The sequence below is a fragment of the Pseudonocardia sp. ICBG1034 genome, from assembly GCF_020131375.1.
GTDB lineage: Bacteria > Actinomycetota > Actinomycetes > Mycobacteriales > Pseudonocardiaceae > Pseudonocardia > Pseudonocardia alni.
The window spans coordinates 692,926-716,359 of record NZ_JAHLEK010000017.1; the positions used below are offsets into that span (position 1 = coordinate 692,926).

General features: G+C 74.9%; 22 protein-coding genes. 13 read left to right on the top strand and 9 right to left on the bottom strand.

Annotated features, from left to right (window positions below; translation table 11 throughout):
* Window positions 1–22: 22 nt before the first annotated feature.
* Window positions 23–466, top strand: a complete 444-nt coding sequence (locus KPF22_RS17955) for a DUF2000 domain-containing protein (protein WP_208823883.1) — start codon at window positions 23–25, stop codon at window positions 464–466.
* Here the strand turns inward: KPF22_RS17955 and KPF22_RS17960 are convergent.
* On the bottom strand, window positions 441–1,235 hold the full coding sequence (locus KPF22_RS17960; protein WP_224402753.1) for a hypothetical protein: 795 nt from the start codon (window positions 1,233–1,235) through the stop codon (window positions 441–443). The two genes, KPF22_RS17955 and KPF22_RS17960, sit on opposite strands and share 26 nt — an antisense overlap.
* 222 nt (window positions 1,236–1,457) lie before the next feature.
* Here KPF22_RS17960 and KPF22_RS17965 point away from each other — a divergent pair, with 222 nt between their 5' ends.
* The 8 genes from KPF22_RS17965 to pqqE all read left to right on the top strand — a co-directional run bounded on the left by KPF22_RS17965 (window position 1,458) and on the right by pqqE (window position 9,178).
* Window positions 1,458–2,606, top strand: coding sequence for a hypothetical protein (locus tag KPF22_RS17965; protein ID WP_224402754.1), 1,149 nt, complete (start codon window positions 1,458–1,460; stop codon window positions 2,604–2,606).
* A gap of 23 nt (window positions 2,607–2,629) precedes the next feature.
* A complete protein-coding gene (gene rnhA, locus KPF22_RS17970) occupies window positions 2,630–3,121 on the top strand; it encodes a ribonuclease HI (protein WP_208823891.1) in 492 nt (163 codons plus the stop codon).
* A 24-nt stretch (window positions 3,122–3,145) separates the two neighbouring features.
* Entirely contained in the window at window positions 3,146–5,275 is a 2,130-nt protein-coding gene (locus KPF22_RS17975) for a prolyl oligopeptidase family serine peptidase (protein WP_224402755.1), read from the top strand.
* Between the two features lie 719 nt (window positions 5,276–5,994).
* Window positions 5,995–6,087 carry a pyrroloquinoline quinone precursor peptide PqqA gene (gene pqqA, locus KPF22_RS17980; RefSeq protein ID WP_073577122.1) on the top strand — a complete coding sequence of 31 codons (93 nt, stop codon included), beginning with the start codon at window positions 5,995–5,997 and terminating at the stop codon, window positions 6,085–6,087.
* Between the two features lie 64 nt (window positions 6,088–6,151).
* Window positions 6,152–7,066 (top strand): pyrroloquinoline quinone biosynthesis protein PqqB, encoded by a 915-nt coding sequence (gene pqqB, locus KPF22_RS17985; protein ID WP_208823896.1) that lies wholly within the window; start codon window positions 6,152–6,154, stop codon window positions 7,064–7,066.
* Entirely contained in the window at window positions 7,067–7,753 is a 687-nt protein-coding gene (gene pqqC, locus KPF22_RS17990) for a pyrroloquinoline-quinone synthase PqqC (protein ID WP_062402795.1), read from the top strand.
* On the top strand, window positions 7,740–8,096 hold the full coding sequence (pqqD, locus tag KPF22_RS17995) for a pyrroloquinoline quinone biosynthesis peptide chaperone PqqD (protein WP_208823898.1): 357 nt from the start codon (window positions 7,740–7,742) through the stop codon (window positions 8,094–8,096). The genes pqqC and pqqD overlap by 14 nt, the downstream gene beginning before the upstream one ends.
* Window positions 8,093–9,178, top strand: coding sequence for a pyrroloquinoline quinone biosynthesis protein PqqE (pqqE, locus tag KPF22_RS18000; protein WP_208823900.1), 1,086 nt, complete (start codon window positions 8,093–8,095; stop codon window positions 9,176–9,178). The genes pqqD and pqqE overlap by 4 nt, the downstream gene beginning before the upstream one ends.
* 46 nt (window positions 9,179–9,224) lie before the next feature.
* Here the strand turns inward: pqqE and KPF22_RS18005 are convergent, their stop codons facing one another.
* A complete protein-coding gene (locus KPF22_RS18005; RefSeq protein ID WP_208823902.1) occupies window positions 9,225–9,863 on the bottom strand; it encodes an SMI1/KNR4 family protein in 639 nt (212 codons plus the stop codon).
* Between the two features lie 124 nt (window positions 9,864–9,987).
* Here KPF22_RS18005 and KPF22_RS18010 point away from each other — a divergent pair, with 124 nt between their 5' ends.
* Window positions 9,988–10,365 (top strand): FKBP-type peptidyl-prolyl cis-trans isomerase, encoded by a 378-nt coding sequence (locus tag KPF22_RS18010; protein WP_208823904.1) that lies wholly within the window; start codon window positions 9,988–9,990, stop codon window positions 10,363–10,365.
* A complete protein-coding gene (locus KPF22_RS18015) occupies window positions 10,341–10,865 on the top strand; it encodes a metallophosphoesterase (RefSeq protein WP_307799621.1) in 525 nt (174 codons plus the stop codon). The genes KPF22_RS18010 and KPF22_RS18015 overlap by 25 nt, the downstream gene beginning before the upstream one ends.
* Window positions 10,866–10,872: 7 nt before the next feature.
* Here KPF22_RS18015 and KPF22_RS18020 read toward each other — a convergent pair whose 3' ends face one another.
* The 4 genes from KPF22_RS18020 to KPF22_RS18035 all read right to left on the bottom strand — a co-directional run bounded on the left by KPF22_RS18020 (window position 10,873) and on the right by KPF22_RS18035 (window position 15,468).
* On the bottom strand, window positions 10,873–11,100 hold the full coding sequence (locus KPF22_RS18020) for a hypothetical protein (RefSeq protein ID WP_208823906.1): 228 nt from the start codon (window positions 11,098–11,100) through the stop codon (window positions 10,873–10,875).
* Window positions 11,101–11,119: 19 nt separating this feature from the next.
* Window positions 11,120–12,217 (bottom strand): sodium:calcium antiporter, encoded by a 1,098-nt coding sequence (locus tag KPF22_RS18025; protein WP_208823908.1) that lies wholly within the window; start codon window positions 12,215–12,217, stop codon window positions 11,120–11,122.
* Window positions 12,218–12,419: 202 nt separating this feature from the next.
* Window positions 12,420–13,514, bottom strand: coding sequence for a TerC family protein (locus tag KPF22_RS18030; protein ID WP_208823910.1), 1,095 nt, complete (start codon window positions 13,512–13,514; stop codon window positions 12,420–12,422).
* A 259-nt stretch (window positions 13,515–13,773) separates the two neighbouring features.
* Entirely contained in the window at window positions 13,774–15,468 is a 1,695-nt protein-coding gene (locus KPF22_RS18035; protein ID WP_224402756.1) for a metallophosphoesterase, read from the bottom strand.
* Between the two features lie 240 nt (window positions 15,469–15,708).
* Here KPF22_RS18035 and KPF22_RS18040 point away from each other — a divergent pair, with 240 nt between their 5' ends.
* A complete protein-coding gene (locus KPF22_RS18040; protein ID WP_374107511.1) occupies window positions 15,709–18,828 on the top strand; it encodes an alpha/beta fold hydrolase in 3,120 nt (1,039 codons plus the stop codon).
* Window positions 18,825–19,721 carry an ABC transporter permease gene (locus tag KPF22_RS18045; protein WP_224402758.1) on the top strand — a complete coding sequence of 299 codons (897 nt, stop codon included), beginning with the start codon at window positions 18,825–18,827 and terminating at the stop codon, window positions 19,719–19,721. The genes KPF22_RS18040 and KPF22_RS18045 overlap by 4 nt, the downstream gene beginning before the upstream one ends.
* Before the next feature lie 44 nt (window positions 19,722–19,765).
* On the opposite strand, the gene KPF22_RS18050 is transcribed toward KPF22_RS18045, so the two are convergent.
* From KPF22_RS18050 to KPF22_RS18060, 3 genes are all read right to left on the bottom strand, one after another.
* The gene (locus tag KPF22_RS18050) at window positions 19,766–20,533 is read right to left on the bottom strand and encodes an acetoin reductase (protein ID WP_208823916.1); all 768 of its coding nucleotides are present in this window, start codon (window positions 20,531–20,533) and stop codon (window positions 19,766–19,768) included.
* 135 nt (window positions 20,534–20,668) lie between these two features.
* The gene (locus KPF22_RS18055; RefSeq protein WP_244326959.1) at window positions 20,669–21,874 is read right to left on the bottom strand and encodes a GAF domain-containing protein; all 1,206 of its coding nucleotides are present in this window, start codon (window positions 21,872–21,874) and stop codon (window positions 20,669–20,671) included.
* 169 nt (window positions 21,875–22,043) lie between these two features.
* A complete protein-coding gene (locus tag KPF22_RS18060) occupies window positions 22,044–23,333 on the bottom strand; it encodes a glycosyltransferase 87 family protein (protein WP_224402760.1) in 1,290 nt (429 codons plus the stop codon).
* Window positions 23,334–23,434 lie beyond the last annotated feature (101 nt).

The window sequence follows — 23,434 nt, forward strand, 5'->3', positions numbered from 1 at the left end:
ACGGCCGTCGAGGATCGACGACGTGACCATCTCCGCCCCGCTCCCCCCTTCCCCCGCACGCGCCGCCACCAAGATCGCCGTCGTGCTGCGTGACGACCTGCTCGGCTGGCAGGTCGCGAACGTGACCGCGTTCCTCGCCGCCGGGATCGCGGCCGGCGTCCCCGAGCTGATCGGCGAGCCCTACGCCGACGCCGACGGCACCGCCTACCTGCCGACCCTCGGCCTGCCGGTACTCGTCCGCGCCGGTGACGCGACGACGCTCGCGGCCTGCCGGGCCCGGGCGGTCGGCCGCGGGCTGCCGGTGGCGGTGTTCACCGCGGCGATGTTCTCCACCGGCAACGACCACGACAACCGTGCGGTGGTCGCCGCGGCCCGGGCCGAGGAGCTCGACCTGGTCGGGGTGGCGCTGCACGGTCCGCGCAACGCCGTCGACAAGGTCCTCACGGGGACGACGACCCATCCGTGACGGCCGGCGGGGCCAGCCCGGCGTCGTCGAACAGCTCTCGCCAGCGCGCCGCCGGGAGCCGGTCCAGCGGCCGGTCGGCGGACGCCCACGCCTCGGCGACGGCCCCGGGCAGCAGGTCCGCGCCGACCAGCCCGGCGTCGGTGAGCTCGGCGAGCAGCTGCGGCACGCGGTGCCCGCCGACCCGGGCGACGGCGGCGTCCCAGTCGGCCCGGGTGAGCGGGCGATCGCGGTCGAGCAGCGCGTTGACGGTGATCTCGTACAGGGCCTGGCTCACGCGGTCAGGATGCCCCCTCAGCCCAGCTCCTCCAGCGCGAGTCCGGTGGAGCGCGGGCCGAGCAGGCCGACGTCGAGGCACAGCAGCACGACGAGCGCCGCCGCCGCCGAATACCGCGACCGGCCCGGCCGTGGCCAGCGGCGGGACGGCGACGAACGGGAGGAACGCCGACGTCGCCCGGGACAGCGAGTAGGCGATCCGACCCGCGGTGGAGCGGATCGTCGTCGGGAGGATCTCGGCCTGGTAGATGTGGAACGCGTCGGAGAACACGTTGCTCACCGCGGTCAGCAGGAACCCGGAGCCGACGATCACCAGCGGTGTCGACCCGGCCGCGAACACGATGCCGAGCACGCCGCCGAGGAACACCTCGTACAGGTCGAAGAACGACCCGATCCCCACCAGGACGACGAGTCGCCGGTGCCGTCCCGACAGCGGCAGCGACTCCGGCACCGCCGCGGGTCCCCGCGTGGCCGTCGTGCGCAGTGCCTCGGTCATCGCCGCCTCCCCCGCCGTCGTTGGCGTTGCTCACCATTGCTCATCGCAACGATGTCGTGCGGTGACCGGTACGGGACGGGCGGCGTCCGGCTGGACCGCCGGGAGGGGCGCGACGGACGGTCGTCGTGCACGGACGGTCACCGTGACGAGGCGACCGGCCGCCGTTACTGCTCCGAACGGCCGCTGTTCGGGAGCGGTCGGCCCGCTTAGCGTCCCGCACCGATGAGCGCTCCCCACGCCGACGACCGCACCCCCGCGCGCCCGGAGGGCCGCCGCAACGGGCATCCGACGACGCTGCTGACCGGCGCCGCACCCACCGACGGCGACCCGGCCCCCGGCACCGCCGCACCCGCGCCGGGCCCGGTCCCCGCCCCGCGCGCCGGGGACGGGACCGCCGATCCCGCCGGGACGCCGCCGGAGCCCGCACCGGAGCCCACCGAGCTGACCGGGCCGGTGGACGTCCGGAACCGGCCGGGCCCGCGGACCCCGCCGATGCCCTGGCCAGCCGTGCCCGCCGAGGAGCGGTCGGTGGGCGGGGTCCCCGCACAGCGGACCGGTCCCGGCGGGGCCGGGAGCGACCGGACCGGCGGAGCCGCACCGTCCCCGGCCCGTTCGGCCGCCGGTCCGCACGCGCCGTGGACCGCGGTGCCAGCGCCCGGACGCGCCCCCTTCCCCACCGCGCCCCGGGCGGCACCGGTCCGGGGCGGTGGGCGCTCCGCCGCGCCCGTGCCGGTCGTGTACCCGCCCGGCCACGCCGCGTCCGGGACCCCCGCCGGCCGCTGGGACGCCCTGCGCGACCGGCTGTCCGCGGCCCGGCTCCCCGACGGCGGGCTGCGCGGCGCCGTCCCGCACCGGGCCGCGGCGATCGCCGTGGCCACGACGCTCGTGCTGGCCGCGGCGGTGGTCGTCGCCGCCTACGTGGGATCCGGGCGCACCGGCGGCCCCGGTGCGCCGCAGGGGTCCGGCACCGGTACCGCGCCGGTGGCGGCGCCGGCGGACCTGGTCGCGGGCACCACCGCCGCCGACCCGGCCGCATTCGGGTCGCCGGCGTCGTTCACCTCACCGACCGGCAACATCTCCTGCCGGATCACCGGCGGCGTCGGGGACGGCGCCGTCCGCTGCGATGTCACCGCCCGCACCTGGTCGGCGGGTGACTGCCCGGACGCGGCGCTGGTCACCGGCGGGCCGGCGGGTGCCCGCACCGAGTGCGGCGGCGCGCCCGTCGGCTCCGGTGCGGCGGTGCTCGACTACGGCACACACCTCACCGAGGGCGACGTCACCTGTGTGAGCTCCCGGACCGGCGTCGAGTGCCGCGACGCCCGCACCGGCGCCGGGTTCACCGCGGCCCGGGCGGCGTACCGGCTCTACTGAGCCGACCGCTAGCGTCACCGGCCGTGAGCACCGCCGACCCGTCCGTCGTCGTCGAGATCTTCACCGACGGGGCCTGTGTCCCGAACCCGGGACCGGGCGGGTGGGGCGCGGTGCTGCGGTACGGCAGCCACGAGCGCGAGCTGCACGGCGGCGAGCCGGAGCGCACGACGAACAACCGGATGGAGCTGACCGCCCCGATCCGCGCGCTGGACGCACTGACCCGGCGCAGCGTTGTCCACCTGCACACCGACAGCACCTACGTGCGCAACGGCATCACCCAGTGGCTGCCGCGCTGGCAGGCCCGCGGCTGGCGGACCGCCGCCGGGGAGCCGGTGAAGAACGACGACCTGTGGCGCGAGCTCGACACCGCCGTCCGCCGCCACGACGTCACCTGGTTCTGGGTGAAGGGGCACGCCGGGCACCCGGAGAACGAGCGTGCCGACCGGCTCGCCGCCCGCGGCTGCGAGGAGGCGGGCGGACGCGCGTCCGGGAAGCGGCCGTCCCGCACGCGGTGACGCCGGGGAGATAGCGTCGGCCGCGTGGCCGACTCGTTCCCCCGCCTGCACGCCCGCACCCGCCGCTTCACCCTCGGGGTCCCCCGCGGGTTCACCGTCGCCCCCGACGGGTCGCGGGCGATGTTCCTGCGCAGCCGGTCCGGTACCGACCCGGTCACCTGCCTGTGGTCGGTCGACGCCGCGACCGGCGCCGAGCGGCTGCTCGTGGACCCGGCGTCGGTGCCCGGGCTGCCGGGCGAGGAGGACCTGCCCGCCGCGGAGCGGGCCCGGCGCGAGCGGGTCCGGGAGCAGGCGGGCGGCGTCGTCGGGTACACCACCGACGCCGCGGTCACCCGCGCCGTGTTCGCGCTGTCCGGGCGGCCGTTCACCGTCGCGCTGACCGGTGAGCCGGACGTCCGCCCGCTCGACGTCGGCGGGATCGAGGCCGTGGTGGACCCGCGGATCGACCCGAACGGGGCCCGGGTGGCCTTCGTCGCCGAGGGCGCGCTGCACCTGCACGACCTCACGACCGGCACGACGACGGCCGTGCTCACCCCCGACGGCGACGACGTCTCCTGGGGCCTGCCCGACTTCGCCGCGGCCGAGGAGATGGACCGCCACCGGGGGTTCTGGTGGTCCCCCGACGGCGGCGCGCTGCTCGTCGCCCGGGTCGACGAGTCGCCGGTCGTACGCTGGCACATCGCCGACCCGGCGCACCCCGACCGCGTCCCGACCACGGTCCGCTACCCCGCCGCCGGCACCCCGAACGCCCGGGTGGGGCTGGTCGTCGTCGCGCTCGACGGCAGCCGCACCCCTGTGACCTGGGACGACGAGACCTACGAGTACCTCGCCACCGCGGGCTGGGACGCACACGGCCCGCTGCTGTCGGTCCAGCCGCGCGACCAGCGCGAGGTCCGCACCCTGGCTGTCGACCCCGCGACCGGGCGGACCACCACGCTGCACTCCCAGACCGACCCGGTGTGGGTGGAGAACGTGCCGGGCGTCCCGGCGCGCACCGCGTCCGGGGCGCTGGTGCGGGCCGAGGACTCCGGCGGGGCGCGCCGGCTCGTCGTCGGCGACACCTACCTGACCGGTCCGGAGCTGCAGGTGCGCGGGGTCGTCGGCATCGACGGCGAGACCGTCCTGTTCCGCGCCTCGACGGAGCCGACCTCGGTGGCCGTCTGGTCGGTGACCCCGGGGTCCGAGCCGGTCGCGGTGACGCCGACGACCGGGGTGCACGCCGTCGCCGCAGCGGGGGGCACCACCGTGCGCGTGTCCCAGGACCTCGCGACGGCGCCGCACGCCGTGCTCGTCACCGCCGCCGGGGCCGAGCATCCGGTCGCCGGGCACGCCGTCGACCCCGGGTTCGACCCGGCCCCGGTGCTGCACTCCTTCGGTGAGCGGGAGCTGCGCACCGCCGTGTTCCTGCCGTCCGGCCACGTGCCCGGCACCCGCCTGCCGGTGCTGCTCGACCCCTACGGCGGCCCGCACTCCCAGCGGGTGCTGCAGGCCCGCAACGCGCACCTCACCAGCCGCTGGTTCGCCGAGCAGGGTTTCGCCGTGCTGGTCACCGACGGTCGTGGCTCCCCCGGCCGCGGCCCGGAGTTCGACCGCGCGATCCACGGCGACCTGGCGGGACCGGTGCTGGAGGACCAGATCGCGGCCCTGCACGCGGCCGCCCGGGCCTACCCCGACCTGGACCTGGGGCGGGTCGGGATCCGCGGCTGGTCGTTCGGCGGTTACCTGTCCGCGCTGGCGGTGCTGCGCCGGCCCGACGTCTTCCACGCGGGCATCGCCGGCGCGCCGGTCACCGACTGGACGCTCTACGACACCCACTACACCGAGCGCTACCTCGGGATGCCGGGCGGCGAGCCCTACACCCGCTCGTCGATCATCGACGACGCCGCGACCCCGCCGACCGCGGACCGGCCGCACCGCCCGCTGATGGTCGTGCACGGTCTCGCCGACGACAACGTCGTCGCCGCGCACACCCTGCGGCTGTCCTCGGCGCTGCTCGCGGCCGGGCGTGCCCACCAGGTGCTGCCGCTGTCCGGCGTCACCCACATGACGCCGCAGGAGGTCGTCGCCGAGAACCTGCTGCTCCTGCAGGTCGGGTTCCTCCGGGACGCCCTGGTCGCGCGGCCCCGGAGCGCGGACCACTCCGCTCCGATGTGACTCCGGACACATATGGGCGCTGCGGCGGCCTGGTGCACGGCGTCCGGGCCGGGCACGGACGAACAAGGGCCACGCGGCGGGATCCGTCGTACGACACGCTGACGGCGCCGGAACGAACGGTACGCCGTGCGCCACCGGCGGCGTGACCGACCGACGGACGGGAGGTCGGGGCGCCGGGACGCCGCGGACGGGGCACGCGCACCATCCCGCCGCCGGGCGCACATCATTGGGTGAAACACCTGTTTCGGCGATGGGCGACCACAGCACGCACCGGGGAATTCACCGGCCTGTCGCCGGGCTGCGCCCCGCTCCGACATCGTCCGGCCGGCGTCGGGGATCCGCGCACCGCACGTCAGAGGCTCCGCCGGGGTCCGGAGCCGGATCGCCGGCGCACCTCCGTTCCGGTGCGGAAATGCGTCGTCACTGCAGTGCAAGATTCATTTCGCTGCCATTTCGGCCGGGCCCGACGACATTCTTGCATTGATCGTCCGCCGTACGGTGAACGCCGTTTGCGGGTACCTCTGAGCTGCTGGATGTCTCTCTCGCCGCTATCATTGCGATCGGTTCGGAGCGAGCGGAATGCCGGGGTTGACACTCCTCCCCGGTCGGTGTGAAAGTGATCACCCAGCGGCCCGGGGAAATGAGATCCCGGGGGTGGGGTCACCTGCCCTCCCGAACCGGAACCGCACCCCACGATGACGTGAAGGGAGGTGATCGCCATGGAGCCGACCACCGACTGGGAGGCGCCGGAGTTCGAGGAGATCGGCTGCGCGCCCGAGGTGACGATGTACATCGCCCGTACCGAGGCGTGAGGCGACCCGACGGCCGGGGGCGCGCGAACCGCGGGCCCCCGGCCGTCGACACGGGAGGGGTGCGATGAGGATCCGGGTGCTGGGAGCCGCCGCGGGTGGCGGGTTCCCGCAGTGGAACTGCGGTTGTCCGGGCTGCCGCGCGGTCCGCGACGGCACACGGCCGACGACCCCGCGCACCCAGTCCTCGATCGCCGTCAGCCCCGACGGGGAGCGCTGGTGGCTGGTCAACGCCTCCCCCGACGTCCGCACCCAGCTCGCCGACTCCCCCGCCCTGCACCCGACCGGCGACCGGACCACGCCGTTGCACGGCGTCCTGCTGACCGACGCCGAGATCGACCACACCCTGGGCCTGGTCCTGCTGCGCGAGGGCCGCGGTGTGCACGTGCACGCCACCGCCGCGACGGAGCGGACCCTGCGCACCGGGACGGGCCTGCTCACCACCCTGGAGCGTTTCTGCCCGGTGACCTGGACCGAGGTGGTCCCGGGAGCGGAGCACGACCTCGGCGGACTCGTCTACCGGGCGTTCGACGCCCCCACCGCCAAGCACGACCGGTTCGCGCCCGCGCCGGCCGGACCGGGCACCGGCACCGACGGCACCGGTCGCGTCGTGGGGTACCGGTTCACCGACCCCGCGACCGGACGGTTCGCCGTCCATCTCCCGGGCGTGCAGGAGCTGACCCCCGCGGTGCTCGCCGAGATCGACGGGGCCGACCTGCTGCTCGTCGACGGCACCACGTGGTTCGACGACGAGATGGTCCGGCTCGGGCTGGCCGCGAAGACCGCGCACGACATGGGGCACCTGCACGTCGGCGGTCCCGGCGGGAGCCTGGAACGGCTCGACGGGCTGCGCGTGGGCCGCACGGTGTACGTGCACATCAACAACACCAACCCGATGCTGCTGGACGACTCCGACGAACGCGCCGAGGTGGAGAAGGCCGGCGCGCTCGTGGGATACGACGGTCTGGAACTGGAGATCTGAGTGACCGCATCCGACGCACTCGTCGAACGGCTGCGGGCGCACGCCGCGAGCTATCACAGCGCCCACCCGTTCCACGTCCGCATGAACGACGGGACCCTGACCCCCGACCAGATCCGCGGCTGGGTGGCGAACCGGTTCGCCTACCAGGAGGCGATCCCGGTCAAGGACGCCGCGATCCTGTCGAACTGCCCGGACGTCGCGGTCCGGCGGCGCTGGATCAGGCGGATCACCGACCACGACGGGACAGCCGAGGACGGGCCCGAGAGCGGCGGCATCGAGGCCTGGCTGCAGCTGGGCGAGGCCTGCGGGCTGACCCGGTCGGAGATCACCGACCACCGCCACGTGCAGCCCGGCGTGCGCTTCGCCGTCGACGCCTACATCACCTTCGCCCGGACGAAGCCGTGGGTCGAGGCGGTCGCCTCGTCGCTGACCGAGCTGTTCGCGCCCGACCTGATGGCCGAGCGGCTGGCCGCGTTCGAGAAGTACTACACCTGGATCGACCCGGCCGGGCTGCAGTACTTCCGCAACCGGCTGTTCCAGGCGCCCCGCGACTCCGAGCACGCGCTCGAGGTCGTGCTGGCGCACTGCCACACCCCGCAGGAGCAGGACGCCGCGGAGGCCGCCCTGTCGTTCAAGTGCGACGTCCTGTGGGCGGTCATGGATGCGATCGATCATGCCTACGCGTGACAGCGCGACCGGCGCCGCGAAGGTCCCCCCGCAGCGGCGCGGCGACGGCACGGGCCGGCTCCCCGTGGTCACCGGGGAGTCCCGGCCCCGGCTGGGCCGGCACGTGCGGATGCGGCCCGACCGCCCGACCGGCGGCTGGGTGCTGCTCGGGCCGGAGACCGTCGTCGTGCTGAACCGGACGGGGCACGCCGTGCTGCGGCTGTGCGACGGGCAGCGCACCGTCGACGACCTCGTCGCCGCGCTGGTCGAGGACTTCGACGAGACCGACGCGCTCACCGTGGGCGACCAGGTCCGCGACTACCTCGGCCGGCTCGCGGCGCGCAGTCTGGTGGCCCTCGGATGACCGCCGCCCCGCGCCCGTTCGGGCTGCTCGCCGAGCTGACCTACCGCTGCCCGCTGGCGTGCGCGTACTGCTCGAACCCCATCGAGCTCGCCCGCTACGACGACGAGATGACCACCACCGAGTGGCAGCGCGTCTTCACCGAGGCCGCCGCGATGGGCGTGCTGCAGTGCCATCTGTCCGGCGGCGAGCCGCTGCTGCGACGTGACCTGCCCGAGCTGGTCCGCACCGCGTCCGAGCTGGGTATGTACACGAACCTGGTCACCAGCGCCATGGGCCTGTCCCGGCCGCGCGCGATCGAGCTGCGCGAGGCGGGCCTGGACCACGTGCAGGTCAGCGTGCAGGCCGACGAGCCCGCCACCTCCGACCGCATCGCCGGGATCCGCTCCTTCGACCGGAAGCTCGAGGCCTGCCGGCTGGTGCGCGAGCTGGGCTGGCCGCTGACCGTGAACGTCGTGCTGCACCGGCAGAACATCGACCGGATCGCCGAGATCGTCGACCTGGTCGAGCGGCTCGGCGCGGACCGGGTGGAGCTGGCCAACACCCAGTACTACGGCTGGGCGTGGCGCAACCGCTCGGCGCTGCTGCCGACGCGCGACCAGCTCGACCGGGCCGAGGTGGTCGTCACTGCGGCCCGCGCCCGGCTCGCGGGCCGGATGGAGGTCGTGCACGTCCTGCCCGACTACTACTCGGCGTACCCCAAGCCGTGCATGGGCGGATGGGCGCAGCGGCAGCTGACCGTCGCCCCGGACGGCGACGCGCTGCCCTGCCCGGCCGCGCAGACCCTGCCCCTGCCGCGGGCCTCGGTGCGCGATGCCGGCCTGGCCGAGATCTGGTCGTCCGCACCGCTGTTCACCGCCTACCGCGGCGAGGACTGGATGCAGGATCCGTGCCGCACCTGCGACCGGCGGGAGGTGGACCTCGGCGGCTGTCGCTGCCAGGCGTTCCAGCTCACCGGCGACGCCGCGGCCACCGACCCGGTCTGCCACCTGTCACCGCAGCACGACCTCGTGACCGACGCGGTCGCCCGGGCGAACGGACCGGAACCGGTGGACGTCGAGCTCGTCCCCCGGCCCCACCGCTGACCGCGGGGCATCCACCACCGTGGACGGCCGATCCGGACCGGCCGCGTCAGCGCAGGTGCCGGACGTCCCAGAACCGGTGGTCCGGGGCGTCGTCGCCGGTGTCCTCGCAGACGGGTGCCGGCTCCGCGAGCAACCGGTGCAGGTAGTCGGCCACCCCCGTCGCGACACGGCGGCGCTCGTCCTCGTCCGGCCCGGCGACGACGACCTGCCCGCGCACGCCGCCCGGCTCCGGCACCGTGTCGACGACCAGGGCGTTGCCGCCGCCGTCGACCGCCAGCGGCCACCAGCCCGGATCCCAGTAGCGGGCCCGCACCGGGTCACCCTCCCGCACGGTGATGTGGTCGTCGTCCCCGTCCTCGATGACGTCGAGCCACCCGCGGTACTGCACCACGGCCTCGTCGAGCGGGACGAAGCGGTAGGTCGCGGGGAAGATGCTCGTCGCCACCTCGGGCCGGGGTCCGGGGGCCCGTGGGTGGTCGTTCAGCTGACCGTCGGCGAGCAGGTAGAGCGCGGCCAGGTCGGCGGGGAACGGCGCTCCGAACACGGCCTCCGCGGCCCGGACCTCCTCCGGTGAGGCCGGCGGGCGGACGTTGGCGGTGGCCGGGAACCCGGCCTCGTCGAGCGCGCGCAGCCAGGCGGTCCACACCTCGGAGAGCCCGGCGGACGACGGGGAGGAGTCGCTCATGGGGTCAGCCTCGCACGGCGGGGCGGGCCCCGGGCGCGTACGGCGGAGCCCTCTGGCAAGGTCGTGGCGCACCACAGCCTCCTCCCCGTCCGGCCGGAGGAGCACGTCTCCCAGGAGGTCTCCCGTGACCGCACCGCAGAAGCCCGCTGTCGAGATCGTCGACGGCCCGCTGCCCACCGAGCTCGTGACCCAGGACCTGGCCGTCGGCGACGGCCCCGAGGCCAAGCCCGGGGACACCGTCGCCGTGCACTACGTCGGCGTCTCGCAGTCCACCGGCCGCGAGTTCGACAACTCCTACGACCGCGGCCAGCCGCTGCAGTTCGGCCTCGGCGCCGGCCAGGTCATCTCCGGCTGGGACAACGGCGTCGCCGGGATGAAGGTCGGCGGCCGCCGCCGGCTCGTGATCCCGCCGCACCTGGGCTACGGGGCCCAGGGTGCGGGCGGCGTCATCGCCCCGAACGAGACCCTGATCTTCGTGTGCGACCTGGTGGGCGTGCGCTGACCGCGCTCCTGCTGATCTCCGACACCCACCACCCGAGCCGCGGGGCGGCCCACGCCGGTGGGCTCCCCGGGCCGGTGTGGGAGGCCGTCGACGCCGCCGATGTCGTGGTGCACGCCGGTGACTGGTCCTCGGTGGAACTGCTCGACCGGGTCGAGGGCCGCGCGGCCCGGCTACTCGCCTGCTGGGGCAACAACGACGGCGACGCGCTGCGCGCCCGGCTGCCGGAGACGGCGCGGGCGACGCTCGGCGGAGTCCGGGTCGCCGTCACCCACGAGACGGGCCCGAAGCAGGGCCGCGAACGCCGGGCGCTCGCCGCGCACCCCGAGACCGACCTGCTGGTGTTCGGGCACTCCCACATCCCGTGGGACTCCACGACCGACGGGTTGCGCCTGCTGAACCCGGGGTCACCGACCGACCGGCGCCGGATGCCGACCCACACCTGGATGACGCTGACCCTGCACGACGGCCGCATCGACGACGTCGTGCTGCATCACCTCTAGCGCCTCCTCAGTCGTCGTCATCGTCGTCGGGTTGCTGCTGCCCCGGCGCCGGGTCCTGCTGCGCCGGGACGGCCGGGGACTGCCGGTCGTCGTCCATCCGCGTGACCGCCGGCGGGCCGCCCGCGTCGTCGTCATCGTCGTCGCGGGCGCCCTCGCCCGTGCCGAACACGAGGACCAGGCCGATCACGGCGGCCACGACCACGAGCGCCGCGGACATCCGGTTCTTGGTGAGCATCGTCCCTCCCTGCGGGTGCTCAGTCGTCGACGGGGACGCCGCCGAAGACGGTGAGGCTGATGACGAAGTAGGCGATGTAGAGCGCGAGCAGCACGACACCGTGCCAGCGGCGGATCCGCCCGGTTCCGAGGAACACGGCCGAGAGGACGGTGAGTCCGAGCAGCACGGGCAGGTGCCAGACCAGGGCCGTCGGGTCGACCACGATCGCCCCGCCGACCAGCAGGATCACGCCGAGCTTGCCGGTCACCGAGAACACGACGCTGCCCAGGACGTTGGCGACGGCGATCTCCGGCGCCCCGCGGCGGGCGGGCTCGACGGTGATCAGGAGGTCCTCCAGCGATAGGGCCAGGGTCGCGATCGTGACCCCGAAGACCGTGCCGCTGATCGCCCAGGTCTCGAGGATGCCCTCGGTGCCCTGCCCGGCGATCAGCGCCCCGACGACGAGCCCGATCAGCGCGATCACGGCGAACAGGATCGTCCGGCCGGGCGGCTGTGCGCGCGCGGCGAGGAAGCCGTCGTCGACGCGCAGGTCCTCGGGCAGCCGGAAGCCCGGGGATCCGGTGGCCTCGTCGGGCCGGGGCGGACCACCCGACCCGGCCGACGACGTCCCGCTGCCGCCCGCGCCGACACCGGCCTTCTCCAGCTGCTCGTAGACCTCCGCGTTGCGCCAGACGGGCCGTCGGGCCGAGTACTCGCGGTAGGCGATCCAGCCGACGAAGGCGACGAACAGCAGGATCAGCACGACGCCGGTGCCGGCGGTGAGCAGCCCGCCGAGCGCGAGCAGGAACATCACCACCGGAGCGGCGACGTAGAGCGCGAGGTAGTCGCGCGGGACCTCGACGCGGGTCGGCGCGATGATCGCGGCCAGCGCCAGCACGATGCCGGTCAGCGCGATCGTGGTGCCGATGACGGCGCCGAGCGCGACGTCGCTGAGGTCCTCCAGGTTGAGCACGACGCCGAACGCGAGATCATCGAACTCGATCCCGGTGAAGACCACGGCGATCAGGAACAGCGAGATCGCCCACCGGCTCGCCACCCCGACCAGATAGCCGATGAGCTTCTCCGCGCTGTAGACCAGCACGGCGACACCCAGAACGAATTCGATCACCGGGATCATGCATCAGCCCCTCGCTACGATGCCAGGATCGACTGATCGTGAACGGGATCACCTGTCGATGCAACACTTGACACGGTAAACGCCATCGTTTCCGCAGGTCACAGGCATAGCGCGCGGACCGGCGCCGGACACGGGTCCGCCCCGGTGTCCGATGGGGAACCGGACGCCGGGGCGGAGGACTGCCCGCCGGGGAGGGTGGGTCTCAGTCGCGCGGGGGCGCGCTCACCCGGTGGTCGGCCTGCTCGTCCTGGGCCTCGATCTGCGCGGCCTCCTCCTTGGTGCGGGCCAGCGGCGGCGCGGTGATCCCGCTGCCCTGCTCGGCCAGCTCGGGCTTCATCCGGACCGCGACGAGGCTGACGATCGTGGTGAGCGCGAGGACGCCGACGATGACGCCGAGCGAGAGTCCGATCCCGACCTCGGGGACCGGGACCGGCTCCCCGCCGTTGATGAAGGGCAGCTCGTTCTCGTGCAGGGCGTGCAGGGCGAGCTTGACGCCGATGAAGGCGAGGAGCACCGCGAGGCCGTAGGACAGGAAGACCAGCTTGTTGAGCAGACCGCCGAGCAGGAAGTAGAGCTGGCGCAGCCCCATCAGCGCGAACGCGTTCGCGGTGAAGACGAGGTAGGGCTCCTGGGTGAGGCCGAAGATCGCCGGGATCGAGTCCAGGGCGAACATGATGTCGGTGACGCCGATGGCGATCATCACGATCAGCATCGGGGTCAGCCAGCGCTTGCCGTCGATCTTCACGGTGGTCTTGGCACCGTGGTAGTCGTCGGTGACCGGGAATGCCTTGCGGACCCACTGCAGGACCCGGCCCTCCTTCCACTCCTCGTCGTCCCCGCCGGCAGCCTGCTTGACCAGCGAGACGGCGGTGTAGATGAGGAACGCGGCGAAGAGGAAGAACACCCAGCTGAAGCGGTCGATGACCGCCGCGCCCGCGGCGATGAAGATGCTCCGCATGATCAGCGCGATCACGATGCCGACCAGCAGCACCCGGTGCTGGTGGAGGACCGGCACCTTGAACGCGGACATGATGATGAGGAAGACGAACAGGTTGTCGACCGACAACGAGTACTCGGTCAGGTAGCCGGCGAAGAACTCGCCGGCGTAGGTGCCCCCGGAGAAGAACCAGACCCCGCAGCCGAACGCGACGGCCAGCGCCACGTAGAAGACGACCCAGCGGGTGACCTCGCCCAGGGTCACGGCGTGCGGCTTGTGGTCGTTGAGCCACAGGTCCGCGCCGATCACCAGCACGAACCCGACGATGGTGACCAGCCAGACCCACAGGGGCACGTTCACGAAGTTCCTCCAGACCAGGGCAGCATGAGACAGCCCGAGGTCTCTCCCGCCACGGCAGCCCGTTGCTGTGGCTGCCGAGCGTGGCCGGTGGTGCCGGGTCCGCTCGCGAACCACGCTCGCGACGACACCGTGCTGACGACACCACCGCGATAGGGATACTCCCCTGCGGTAGGTGAAGTGTCCTCCCTGGTCCGTTGCATGGCGAGTCGGGGTGACCCAGGGCACCCGGTCGGGCCGGAAGTCGTCCTTCGTGTCCGGTTCAGCGGGGCGTGCGACGGCTGAGCCGGACCATGTCGATCTCCTCGCCGAGGTCGGAGATCGCGTGCACGACGAGCCGGGAGTCGGTGCCGCCGGAACCGGGGACCACCGAGCAGCGCAGGTAGGCGTAGCCGAGGTAGCGGGTCCGCGACCAGGTGACGGTCTCGGTCTGCTTCTGGTCGTCGGGACCGGCCAGGAAGCTCGTGACCGGCGCCTGCTCGGTCTCGTGGCCGCGGAAGCTGTCGGTCTCGCCGGGCTGCCAGCGGTAGCGGGGCCGTCCGCCGGAGCCGACGCAGACGTAGGTGGTGCCGTCGGTCTCCGGGTGGACGGTGGAGCGGTCCGGCGCCGGACGGGTGGGGCGGCCGTCGCGGATGGGGTCGGTGCGCTCGTACTGGTGGTTGTGGCCCTGCACGCACAGGTCGACCCGGTAGCGGTCGCACAGCGGCGCCAGCGCCCGTCGCACCCCGGCGTCGGAGGCGTGCGAGCCCGAGGTGGCGAACGCGCAGTGGTGGAAGAACAGCACGATCCAGTCGATGTCCGGGTCGGCGCGCCAGCCGGCCAGGGTCCGCTCCAGCCAGGTCAGCTGGGTCCCGCCGGAGTAGCCGGCGTTGGTCGGGATCTCGGTGGAGAGGTCGTTGGCGTCCACGCTGACGACCCCGACGGTGCCGTGGGTGAACGCGTACACCGAGGGGCAGCCGCGGGGGCCGGTCCCGGGCAGCGCGAGCCGGGCGGCGTGACCGGCGTAGCCGTGCGCGGGGCCGTCGGCCCGGTTCAGGTCGTAGAGCGCCTCCATGTCGTGGTTGCCGGTGGCGAACATCCACGGGGTCGACGCGGCCGAGCGTTCGATCGCGGCGAAGTAGGTGCTCCAGACGGTGGGGTCGAAGCTGTCGTGGGCCTCGTCGTCCTGCGGGGCGCCGTTGCGGACCGGCCTGCCCGCGCCGGAGGGGTCGGCGTAGCAGATGTCGCCGGCGAGCAGGTGGAACGCGGGTGTCTCCGCGGCGACGAGCGCGGTCAGCGCCTCCGCGGGCGCCGGGCTGCGGTGGGTGTCGTCGGGCTTGTAGTGGTTCGGCTCCCCACCGCTGCTCACGCCCTGGTCGGCGAAGGCGGTGAAGGTGAACCGGTGCCGGGTGCCGCGGGGCGCGGCCGTGCGGAAGGTGCTGGTGGCGGTGGTCGCCGTGGTTCCGCCGGGGCCCTCGATGCGGAACCGGTAGACGTAGCGGCTGCCGGGGGTCAGGCCGTCGGCGCGGGCGTGGGCGAACCACTGACGGGTTCCGCGGATGCTGCCGTCCACCTGCGGGACGAGGCTCTCCAGCGGGCGGACCTGCACCGGGAGCGTGAGCCCGAACCCGGAGTCGGTGCCGACGTCGACGACCATCCGGCCGGGCGGCGGGGCCGCGGTCAGCTCCCCGGAGAACGACATCGAGCGGGCCGGGTCGGGCCCGTAGGCCAGGTGCCGTCCGACGACGGTCACCGGCGCGGGTGCGGCGGCCGCGGCCACCCCGCGGGCCCAGGGCGACCCGGACGCCGCGAGGGTCGCCAGGACTCCGGCGCCGCCGCGCAGCGCGGTGCGCCGGCTGACGGGGTGGCGTCGCAGGAAGGCGGCGAGCCAGTCCTGCTGGTCGGCGATCGTCATGTCGACGGCGAGTGCCCGCGGGACACCGACGCCGGGGGTCTCTCCGGTGGGGTTGACGCTCACACCCGGTGACGGTGCCGGGCTGCGGTCTCCGGTCGGCGTTGCACGGCGGAACGTCGGGTGAACGCCCGGCGACACCCCGGGGTCACGCGCCGTTGGTGCGGCATTCATCCCGGGTGCCCGGTTCGCCGCGGCCGGTGCCGGTTCCCGTGCCGGAACGGTGCCGGGCGGCGGGCGTGGCGGGACGCACCCGCCGACCGGCGACGCGGTCGCGGCGATCTGCGTAGTTTCGATGACGTGCACGTGCTCCCCCGGACCCGGTGGGTCCGTACCCCGATCGTGGCGGCGACGGTCGCCGCCCTGGTGCTGGCGGTCGCCCCGGCCGCGTCGGCCGCACCCGGTGTCCCGGTCGCCGCGCCGGCGTCCGCCGCGGCGGCGGCCGACGACGGCGGCGCGGTCGCCGTGACCGAGGAGAAGGTCGCCGTCCCGGCCGGCCCCGGGCAGCCGGGCACGATCGACCTGGACACCTCGCTCTACGTCCCCGCCTCGGCGACCGCGGCCTCCCCCGCGCCCGCGGTGCTGGTGGCGCACGGCTTCGGCGGCAGCAAGGCCTCGGTCGACTCCGACGCCCGCGAGCTCGCCGCCCGCGGCTACGTGGTGCAGACCTGGACCGCGCGCGGTTTCGGCGCCTCCGGTGGCTCGATCGGGCTGGACGACCCCGACCGTGAGGTGGCCGACGCGTCGCGGCTGGTGGACCGTCTCGCCGCGCGCGCCGACGTGCAGCGCGACGCCGACGGCGACCCCCGCGTCGGTGTGACCGGTGGGTCCTACGGCGGTGGCCTCGCCCTGCTGCTGGCCGGGTACGACCGGCGGATCGACGCGATCGTGCCGGTGATCACCTGGAACGACCTGGGCCAGGCGCTGTTCCCCAACAACGCCGTCCCGGCCGGTGCGACGCCGCCGGGCACGCCCGCGGCCGGTGCGGGCGCCGGCGACGGGGTGTTCAAGAGCGGCTGGGCCGGGGTGTTCTTCGGCTCCGGTGGCCGGGTGCCCGCGGGCGGGGACTCCCCGGCGGGTGCCGCCGCCGGCTCCTCCGGCGGGCTCGGTGGCTCCGGTTCCGGCGGCTCCGGCGGTGGGAGCGGTTTCGGCTCGTCCTCGGGCGGGGCGTCCTCCTCCGACGGCACCGGCACCGCGGGCGCGTCCGGGCCGGACGGCGCCGGCACCGCGGGACCGGGCACCGCCGCCGGCACCGCGGCCGGTCCGGGAGGCGCCACGGCGCCCGGCGCGGCCACCGGCCGTGCACCGGACGCGTCGCGGCCGGCGTCGGACCCGATCTGCGGACGCTTCGCCCGCGACGTCTGCGCCGCCTACGGCGAGGCCGCCCGCACCGGCCGCGTCTCCCCGGAGCTGGCCGAGCTGCTCCGCCGCTCCTCCCCCGCGACCGTCACCGACCGGATCACCGCACCGACGCTGCTGGTCCAGGGCGAGCAGGACACCCTGTTCGGCCTCGACCAGGCCGACGCGAACGCCCGCCAGATCGCCGCGAACGGCACCCCGGTGTCGGTGCTGTGGTTCGCGGGCGGCCACGACGGCGGCGGCCCCGACTCCGAGGTCCGCGCCCGCGTCGCCGACTGGTTCGACCAGCACCTGCGGGGCCTGCCCGCGGCGGAGGGCACCACCGGTGGTCTCGCCGAGGCCCCCTTCGCCTACCAGGTCCGCAGCACCGTCCGCACCCGCGGCGACACCCCCACCGGCCGGACCGTCCTCGCCGGGGCCTACCCCGGCCTGACCGCGGGCTCCGGACCCGCCCCGACGACCGCGCTGCCCCTGGAGGGCGGCGAGCAGACCGTCGTCCACCCGCCGGGCGGGAACCCGTCGGCGCTCACGTCGCTGCCCGGCCTCGGCTCGGCGCTCGGGTCGCTGGGCTCGCTCGGCGGCCTGTCCGGCCTGACGACGCCGGGCCAGTCCGCCCGGTTCCTCACCGCACCCGTCGCCGACGCGATGCAGCCCTCCGGGGCGCCGCGGGTGACGGTGCGCGTCGCGCGGGTCGCCGGACAGCCCGCCCCGGACACCGCGGTGCTGTTCGCGTCGCTCACCACGCTCACCCCCGACGGGCGCAGCACGCTGCTGGGCAACGCCGTCGCGCCGCTGCGGATCGCCGTCCCCGCCGACGGCTCCCCCGCCGAGGCGACGGTGACGCTGCCCGGCGTCGTCGCGCCGGTGCAGGCGGGCAGCCGCCTGCTGGTGCAGCTGTCGACGACCGACCAGGGCTACGACTCCGGGGCCGACCCGGCCGTGTGGCGGGTCGGGCTCGCCGGGGACACCGCGCTGTCGGTGCCCCAGGTGCCCGGCCGCACCGAGTCGGCGGGGACCGTCCCGCTGTGGCCGGTGCTCGGGATCGCCGCGGTGCTGGCCGCGGCACTCCTGGTGTGGCTGGTGGCGCGGCTGCGGTCGCGCCGGACCGAGCCCTCCGACGACGACGTGCCCGGCGACGCTCCGCCGCTGGTCGTCGGCGGGCTGGCGAAGACCTACCGCAACGGGTTCGCCGCGGTGTCGGACGTGTCGTTCACCGTGCCGCGCGGCGCGGTGCTCGGCCTGCTCGGCCCGAACGGCGCCGGCAAGACGACCGTCCTGCGCATGCTCATGGGCCTGATCGCACCCACCGCCGGGACGATGACGGCGTTCGGCCGTCCCATCCGTCCCGGCGCGGCGGTGCTGTCCCGGATCGGCGCGTTCGTCGAGGGCCCCGGGTTCCTGCCGCACCTGTCGGGCGCGGAGAACCTGCGGCTCTACTGGGAGGCCACCGGGCGCCCGCCGGAGCAGGCGCGGATGGAGGAGACGCTGGAGATCGCCGGGCTCGGCGACTCGGTGCACCGCCGCGTCGGCACCTACTCCCAGGGCATGCGGCAGCGCCTCGCGATCGCGCAGGCGATGCTGGGCCTGCCCGAGCTGCTCATCCTCGACGAGCCCACCAACGGGCTCGACCCGCCCCAGATCCACGCGATGCGCGAGCTGCTGCGCCGCTACGCCGCGGGCGGCCGGACCGTGCTCGTGTCCAGCCACCTGCTGTCGGAGGTGGAGCAGACCTGCTCGGAGGTCGTGGTCATGCACCGCGGCACGGTCGTCGCCGCGGGGACGGTCGCCGAGCTGATGGCGGCCGGGGGCGGCTCGTCGTTCACCGTGGACGACACCGGCCGGGCCGCGGCGGTGCTGGCCGCCCTCGACGGCGTCACCGACGTCGTCACCGGGGACCAGCCGGGCGTCGTGCACGCCCATCTCGACGGCACCGCCCGCGCCGACGCCGTCGCCGCGCTGGTGTCCGGCGGGGTCGCGGTCAGCGCGGCCGGGCCGCGCGGGCGGCTGGAGGACGCGTTCCTGGAACTGGTGGGCCCCGAGGGGCGCGACGTCGGAGGTACCTCGTGAGTGACGACCGTCAGCTCTCGACCCGCCGCGGGCACGTCGGCGACCTCGTGAGCGGCCGGGCCGCGCCGCCCGCCGTCCCGGGACGGACCATGCCGCTGCGCACCGAGCTGGTCCGCCAGCTCCAGCGCCGTCGCACCCAGGTCGCGTTCGCGCTGGTGGTGGCGATGCCGATCATCCTGTGGGCGGCGTTCTCCCTCGGCGACGACGAGCCCGGCGCCCGTGGCCCGAGCCTGGTCGACCTGGCGTCGGGCAGCGCCGCGAACTTCGCGGTGTTCACGCTGTTCGCCTCGGCGAGCTTCCTGCTGGTGGTGCTGGTCGCGCTGTTCTTCGGCGACACGGTGGCCTCGGAGGCGTCGTGGTCGTCGCTGCGCTACCTGCTGGCCGTCCCGGTGCCGCGGGCGCGGCTGCTGCGGCAGAAGGCCGTCGTCGCGGGGGTGCTGTCGGTGGCGGCGCTGCTGCTGCTGCCGGTCGCGTCACTGGTGGTGGGGGCGATCGCCTACGGCACCGGGGACCTGGTCTCGCCGATCGGGGAGTCGCTGCCGTTCTGGAGCGCGGCCGGGCGGGTGATGCTCGGCGCGCTGTACGTGACCGTGCAGCTGAGCTGGGTGGCCGGGCTGGCGCTGCTGCTGTCGGTGAGCACCGACGCCCCGCTGGGCGCGGTCGGCGGCGCGGTGATGGCCTCGATCGTCTCCCAGATCATCGACCAGATCGAGGACCTGGGGATCATCCGGGACTTCCTCCCGACCCACTACGGCGACGCCTGGTCGGCGCTGCTGGCGACCGACGTCGACTGGTCGGACATGACCTACGGGACGTTCTCCGCGGTCTGCTACGCCACCGGGTTCCTGGGGCTCGCGGCGTGGCGGTTCCGCACCAAGGACATCACCAGCTGACCGTGGTGCCGGGCCGGCCGCACGGCCCGGCACCCGGTGGGCCCTCAGACCATGACCACCCCACCGTCGATCATGACGGCCTGGCCGGTCATGTAGTCGGAGTCCGGGCCGGCGAGGTAGGAGACGAAGGCGGCGACGTCGTCGGCGGTCTGCACCCGGCCCAGCGGGATGGCGGCCGCGTACTGCTTCAGCGTCTCGCCCTTCCCCGCGCCGCTGCGGGCGCCCATCTGCTCGTCGATCAGGTCCCACATGTCGGTGCCGACGATCCCCGGGCAGTACGCGTTCACGGTGATCCGGTGCGGCGCCAGCTCCTTGGCCGCGGCCTGGGTGAGGGCACGGACGGCGAACTTGGTCGCCGAGTAGTGCCCGAGGAGGTCGAAGCCCTGGTGCCCGGCGATCGACGCGGCGCTGACGATCTTGCCGCCGGTCCCCCGGTCGATCATCACGCGGGCGGCGGCCTGCAGGCAGTAGACGACGCCGAACACGTTGACGTCGAAGATGGTGCGCAGGTCGTCGGGTGTCACCTCGAGCAGCGGCTTGACCTGGGCGATACCGGCGTTCGCGACCATCACGTCCAGACCGCCGAGCTCCTCGGCGACCTGGCCGACCATCGCGGTGACCGCGTCGGGGTCGGTGACGTCGGCCGGGTAGGCCACCGCGGTCCCGCCCGCCGCGCGGATCTCCTCGGCGACGGCGGTGGCGCCGTGGGCGTCCCGGTCGTTGACGGCGACGGCGTGCCCGTCCCGTGACAGGCGCAGGGCGATGCCCCGCCCGATCCCGCGTCCGGCTCCGGTGACCACGGCGACACCCATGTCGGCCTCCCAGTTCGCTCGCGCGGGCCGCCGGGGGCGGCGTCCCTGCCGCGGCGGGACGTTCCCGCGACCCCAGTCCAGCCGGTGATGCGGGTCACGGACAGCGTTGCAGCCGGGTTGCAGCGACGGGGTCGCTCAGTCGCGACGCAGTGCGGCCACGCCCGGCGCGGTCGACTCCCGCACGACGCGGCTGCCGGCCAGCCCCGTCAGGTCCAGCTCGACCTCGGGGGCGATCCGGTAGGGGCGGGCCAGCAGGATCCCGCCCAGGTTCCGGCGCAGCCGCGACATCTCGGCGCGGACGGTGACCAGGTGCGCCCGGTCGCCGTAGAGCCCCTGGGACAGCGTGGCCGCGTCCAGCCCGCTCGCCCCCGCACGGGCGAGCAGCGCCAGGACCTCGGCGTGCCGGGTCGACAGCGGGTGCACCCAGCGGGTCGTGCCCTCGATGACGGCCTGCGGCGGACGACCGTCCAGGTCCAGGCGCAGCCGCATCCGCCTGCTCCCGCCGGACGCCGGGCGCAGCAGCCAGCCGCCGGGCACCGGCTCGGGCAGGCACGGCCCCAGACCGTGGACGGCGATCAGGCGCTCCGGCACCGGTGCGGCGACCCGTTCGACACCGGGCAGCCCGGACGCGGCGGCGACCCAGCCGTGGTCGTCGACCACCAGGCCCGGTCCGGTGTCACCGGCGAGCATCGGGGCGCCGATGGTGCGCAGCGCGTCGAGGCGGGCCTCGTGCCGCTGCCACAGCCCGGCCTCGGCGAGCCGCACCGCGGTGTCGACGAGCGCGACGGTCGTCGGGTGGATGGTCTCGGCGGGCCCGGACAGGTCGACGACACCCAGCAGCTCGCCGCTGCGCGGATCATGGACGGGGGCCGCGGTGCAGGTCCAGCCGTGGTGGCTGCGCACGAAGTGCTCGGCGGAGAAGATCTGCACCGGCCCGCCCTCGGCGAGCGCGGTCCCGATCGCGTTGGTGCCGACCGCCTGCTCGGACCACTCCGCGCCCTCGGTGAACCCGAGCGCGTCGGCGCGGCGGCGGACGGCGGTCGAGCCCTCCCGCCACAGCAGGACCCCGTCGGCGTCGCAGACGACCATCACGTGCCGGGCGTCCTCGGCGACCGAGGTCAGCGCGGCACGCAGTGCGGGCAGCACCGGCACCAGCGGTGACGTCGCGCGGCGCTGCTCGACGACGGCGGCGTCCAGCGGGCCGGGCGGCTCGCCGGCGTCGGGGTCCACGCCCTGGGCCCGGACCCGGTCCCAGGAGCGGGTGACCAGCCGACGTCCGCGCGCGGTGTCGTCGGGGCGCGCGTCGCCGGACAGCACCGCGTCGTGCAGCCGGGACAGCATCCGGGCGTGCCGACCGAGGTCGGTCCCCGGGCGGACCGCGCACACGCCTGCCCGGTTCCGGTCGTCGTCGACTGGCTCCACCGGCACCTCCGGCTCCCACAGTAGGCGGGTGTCCGTGACCCGCGCCATAGTCGCGGGCGGTCGTGCCCGGCCGGCCCCCGCCGGAGGGTCAGGACCCGACGTGACGCCGCTCGGGGTGCGGGGCCCGCGGACCGCCGGGACGGCCCGGGCCCCGGGTGACGTACCAGCAGCCCAGTCCGAGGGTCAGCGCGGCGGGGATGACGTAGCTGGCCCCGAGGACCTGCTCCCAGAGGCTCCACTTCATCTCGACGCCCCACACGTTGGGCATCCAGCGGAACGGCGCGATGTAGAAGATCGCGGCGATCACCGCGCCGACCGCGGCCCACCCGGCGCTGCGGTACCGCAGGGCGTGCGCACCGATCCCGATCAGCGCGGGCACGACCCACACCCAGTGGTGCGACCAGGCGGTCGGGGTCGCCATCAGCACGACGGCGGCCGTCGCCGACATCGCGATCACCGGCTCGGAGCGCCGGACGACCGGCACGGCCAGCGCCAGCAGGACGGCGACGATGCCCAGCCACAGGATGTGGAACCAGGGGTCGGGGACCTCCTGGCGGGCGAGCACGGCCTGCACGGTCTCGTTGGAGAAGAACGTCGAGCCGCTGACCCCGGCCGCCGGCCCCCCGACGAACCAGTACCGCACCGAGGAGTCGAGGTCGACGACGAACCCGAGGCCGGTCGCGAGGATGCCGGTGACGACGGCGACGCCCGCCGCCTTCCAGTCCCGCCGCACCAGGAAGTACAGGACGAACCCGCCCGGGGTCAGCTTGATCGCCGCGGCCAGGCCGAGCAGCAGCCCGCGCGGCCACCAGGTCCGCGGGGCGAGCAGGTCGACCAGCACCAGCAGCATCAGCACGAGGTTGATCTGGCCGAAGGCGAAGGTCTGCGCGACCGGCTCCATGAGCAGCGCCGCGGCCAGCACCGGCACGCCCAGCACGAACGGGGCCCGCCGCCCGCCCGCGGGCCACGCGACGCGGATCGTGAGCGCGATGCAGACCGCCAGCGACAGCACCGAGGCGACGAACTGGGCGGTGAACGCGACGGCGTAGGGCACCACGGTCAGCGGCACCATCGTGATCGCCGCGAAGGTCGGGTAGATGAACGGCAGCTCGGGCCCGTGCAGGGGCAGCGGGAGCCGACCGTACATGTCACCGCCGTCCAGCCAGACCTGCACGCCGATCCGGTAGACGTCGAGGTCGAGTGCGTAGTCGCGCAGCCGGAACCAGGACCAGTACAGCGCCGCGGCCAGCAGCGGCACCGTGACCACGAGTGTCCAGGGGGTGAGTGCCGCCGTCCGCAGCCGTCCGGCGAGGACCGCGGCGGCCCCGCCGCGGGCGGCGGGCACGTCGGGGTCGTGCGGGGTGCGGGTGACGGTCACGCGGGCTCCTCCGTGTGCGGCCGGGCCGGACGGGTACGGGCCGCGCGACGGGCGGAGCCCGGCGGCCGCTGGGGACGACGGTGGACCACGGTAGCGGGGCG

Excerpts from the sequence above, each read along its gene's own strand:
- KPF22_RS17960 (WP_224402753.1), bottom strand. The coding sequence starts at position 1,235 with ATGACCGAGGCACTGCGCACGACGGCCACGCGGGGACCCGCGGCGGTG.
- KPF22_RS18025 (WP_208823908.1), bottom strand. The coding sequence starts at position 12,217 with ATGATCCCGGTGATCGAATTCGTTCTGGGTGTCGCCGTGCTGGTCTAC.
- KPF22_RS18020 (WP_208823906.1), bottom strand. The coding sequence starts at position 11,100 with ATGCTCACCAAGAACCGGATGTCCGCGGCGCTCGTGGTCGTGGCCGCC.
- pqqB (WP_208823896.1), top strand. The coding sequence starts at position 6,152 with ATGAGGATCCGGGTGCTGGGAGCCGCCGCGGGTGGCGGGTTCCCGCAG.
- KPF22_RS17965 (WP_224402754.1), top strand. The coding sequence starts at position 1,458 with ATGAGCGCTCCCCACGCCGACGACCGCACCCCCGCGCGCCCGGAGGGC.
- KPF22_RS18055 (WP_244326959.1), bottom strand. The coding sequence starts at position 21,874 with ATGCTGTCCCGGCTGCACGACGCGGTGCTGTCCGGCGACGCGCGCCCC.
- pqqD (WP_208823898.1), top strand. The coding sequence starts at position 7,740 with ATGCCTACGCGTGACAGCGCGACCGGCGCCGCGAAGGTCCCCCCGCAG.
- KPF22_RS18050 (WP_208823916.1), bottom strand. The coding sequence starts at position 20,533 with ATGGGTGTCGCCGTGGTCACCGGAGCCGGACGCGGGATCGGGCGGGGC.
- pqqE (WP_208823900.1), top strand. The coding sequence starts at position 8,093 with ATGACCGCCGCCCCGCGCCCGTTCGGGCTGCTCGCCGAGCTGACCTAC.
- pqqA (WP_073577122.1), top strand. The coding sequence starts at position 5,995 with ATGGAGCCGACCACCGACTGGGAGGCGCCGGAGTTCGAGGAGATCGGC.
- KPF22_RS18005 (WP_208823902.1), bottom strand. The coding sequence starts at position 9,863 with ATGAGCGACTCCTCCCCGTCGTCCGCCGGGCTCTCCGAGGTGTGGACC.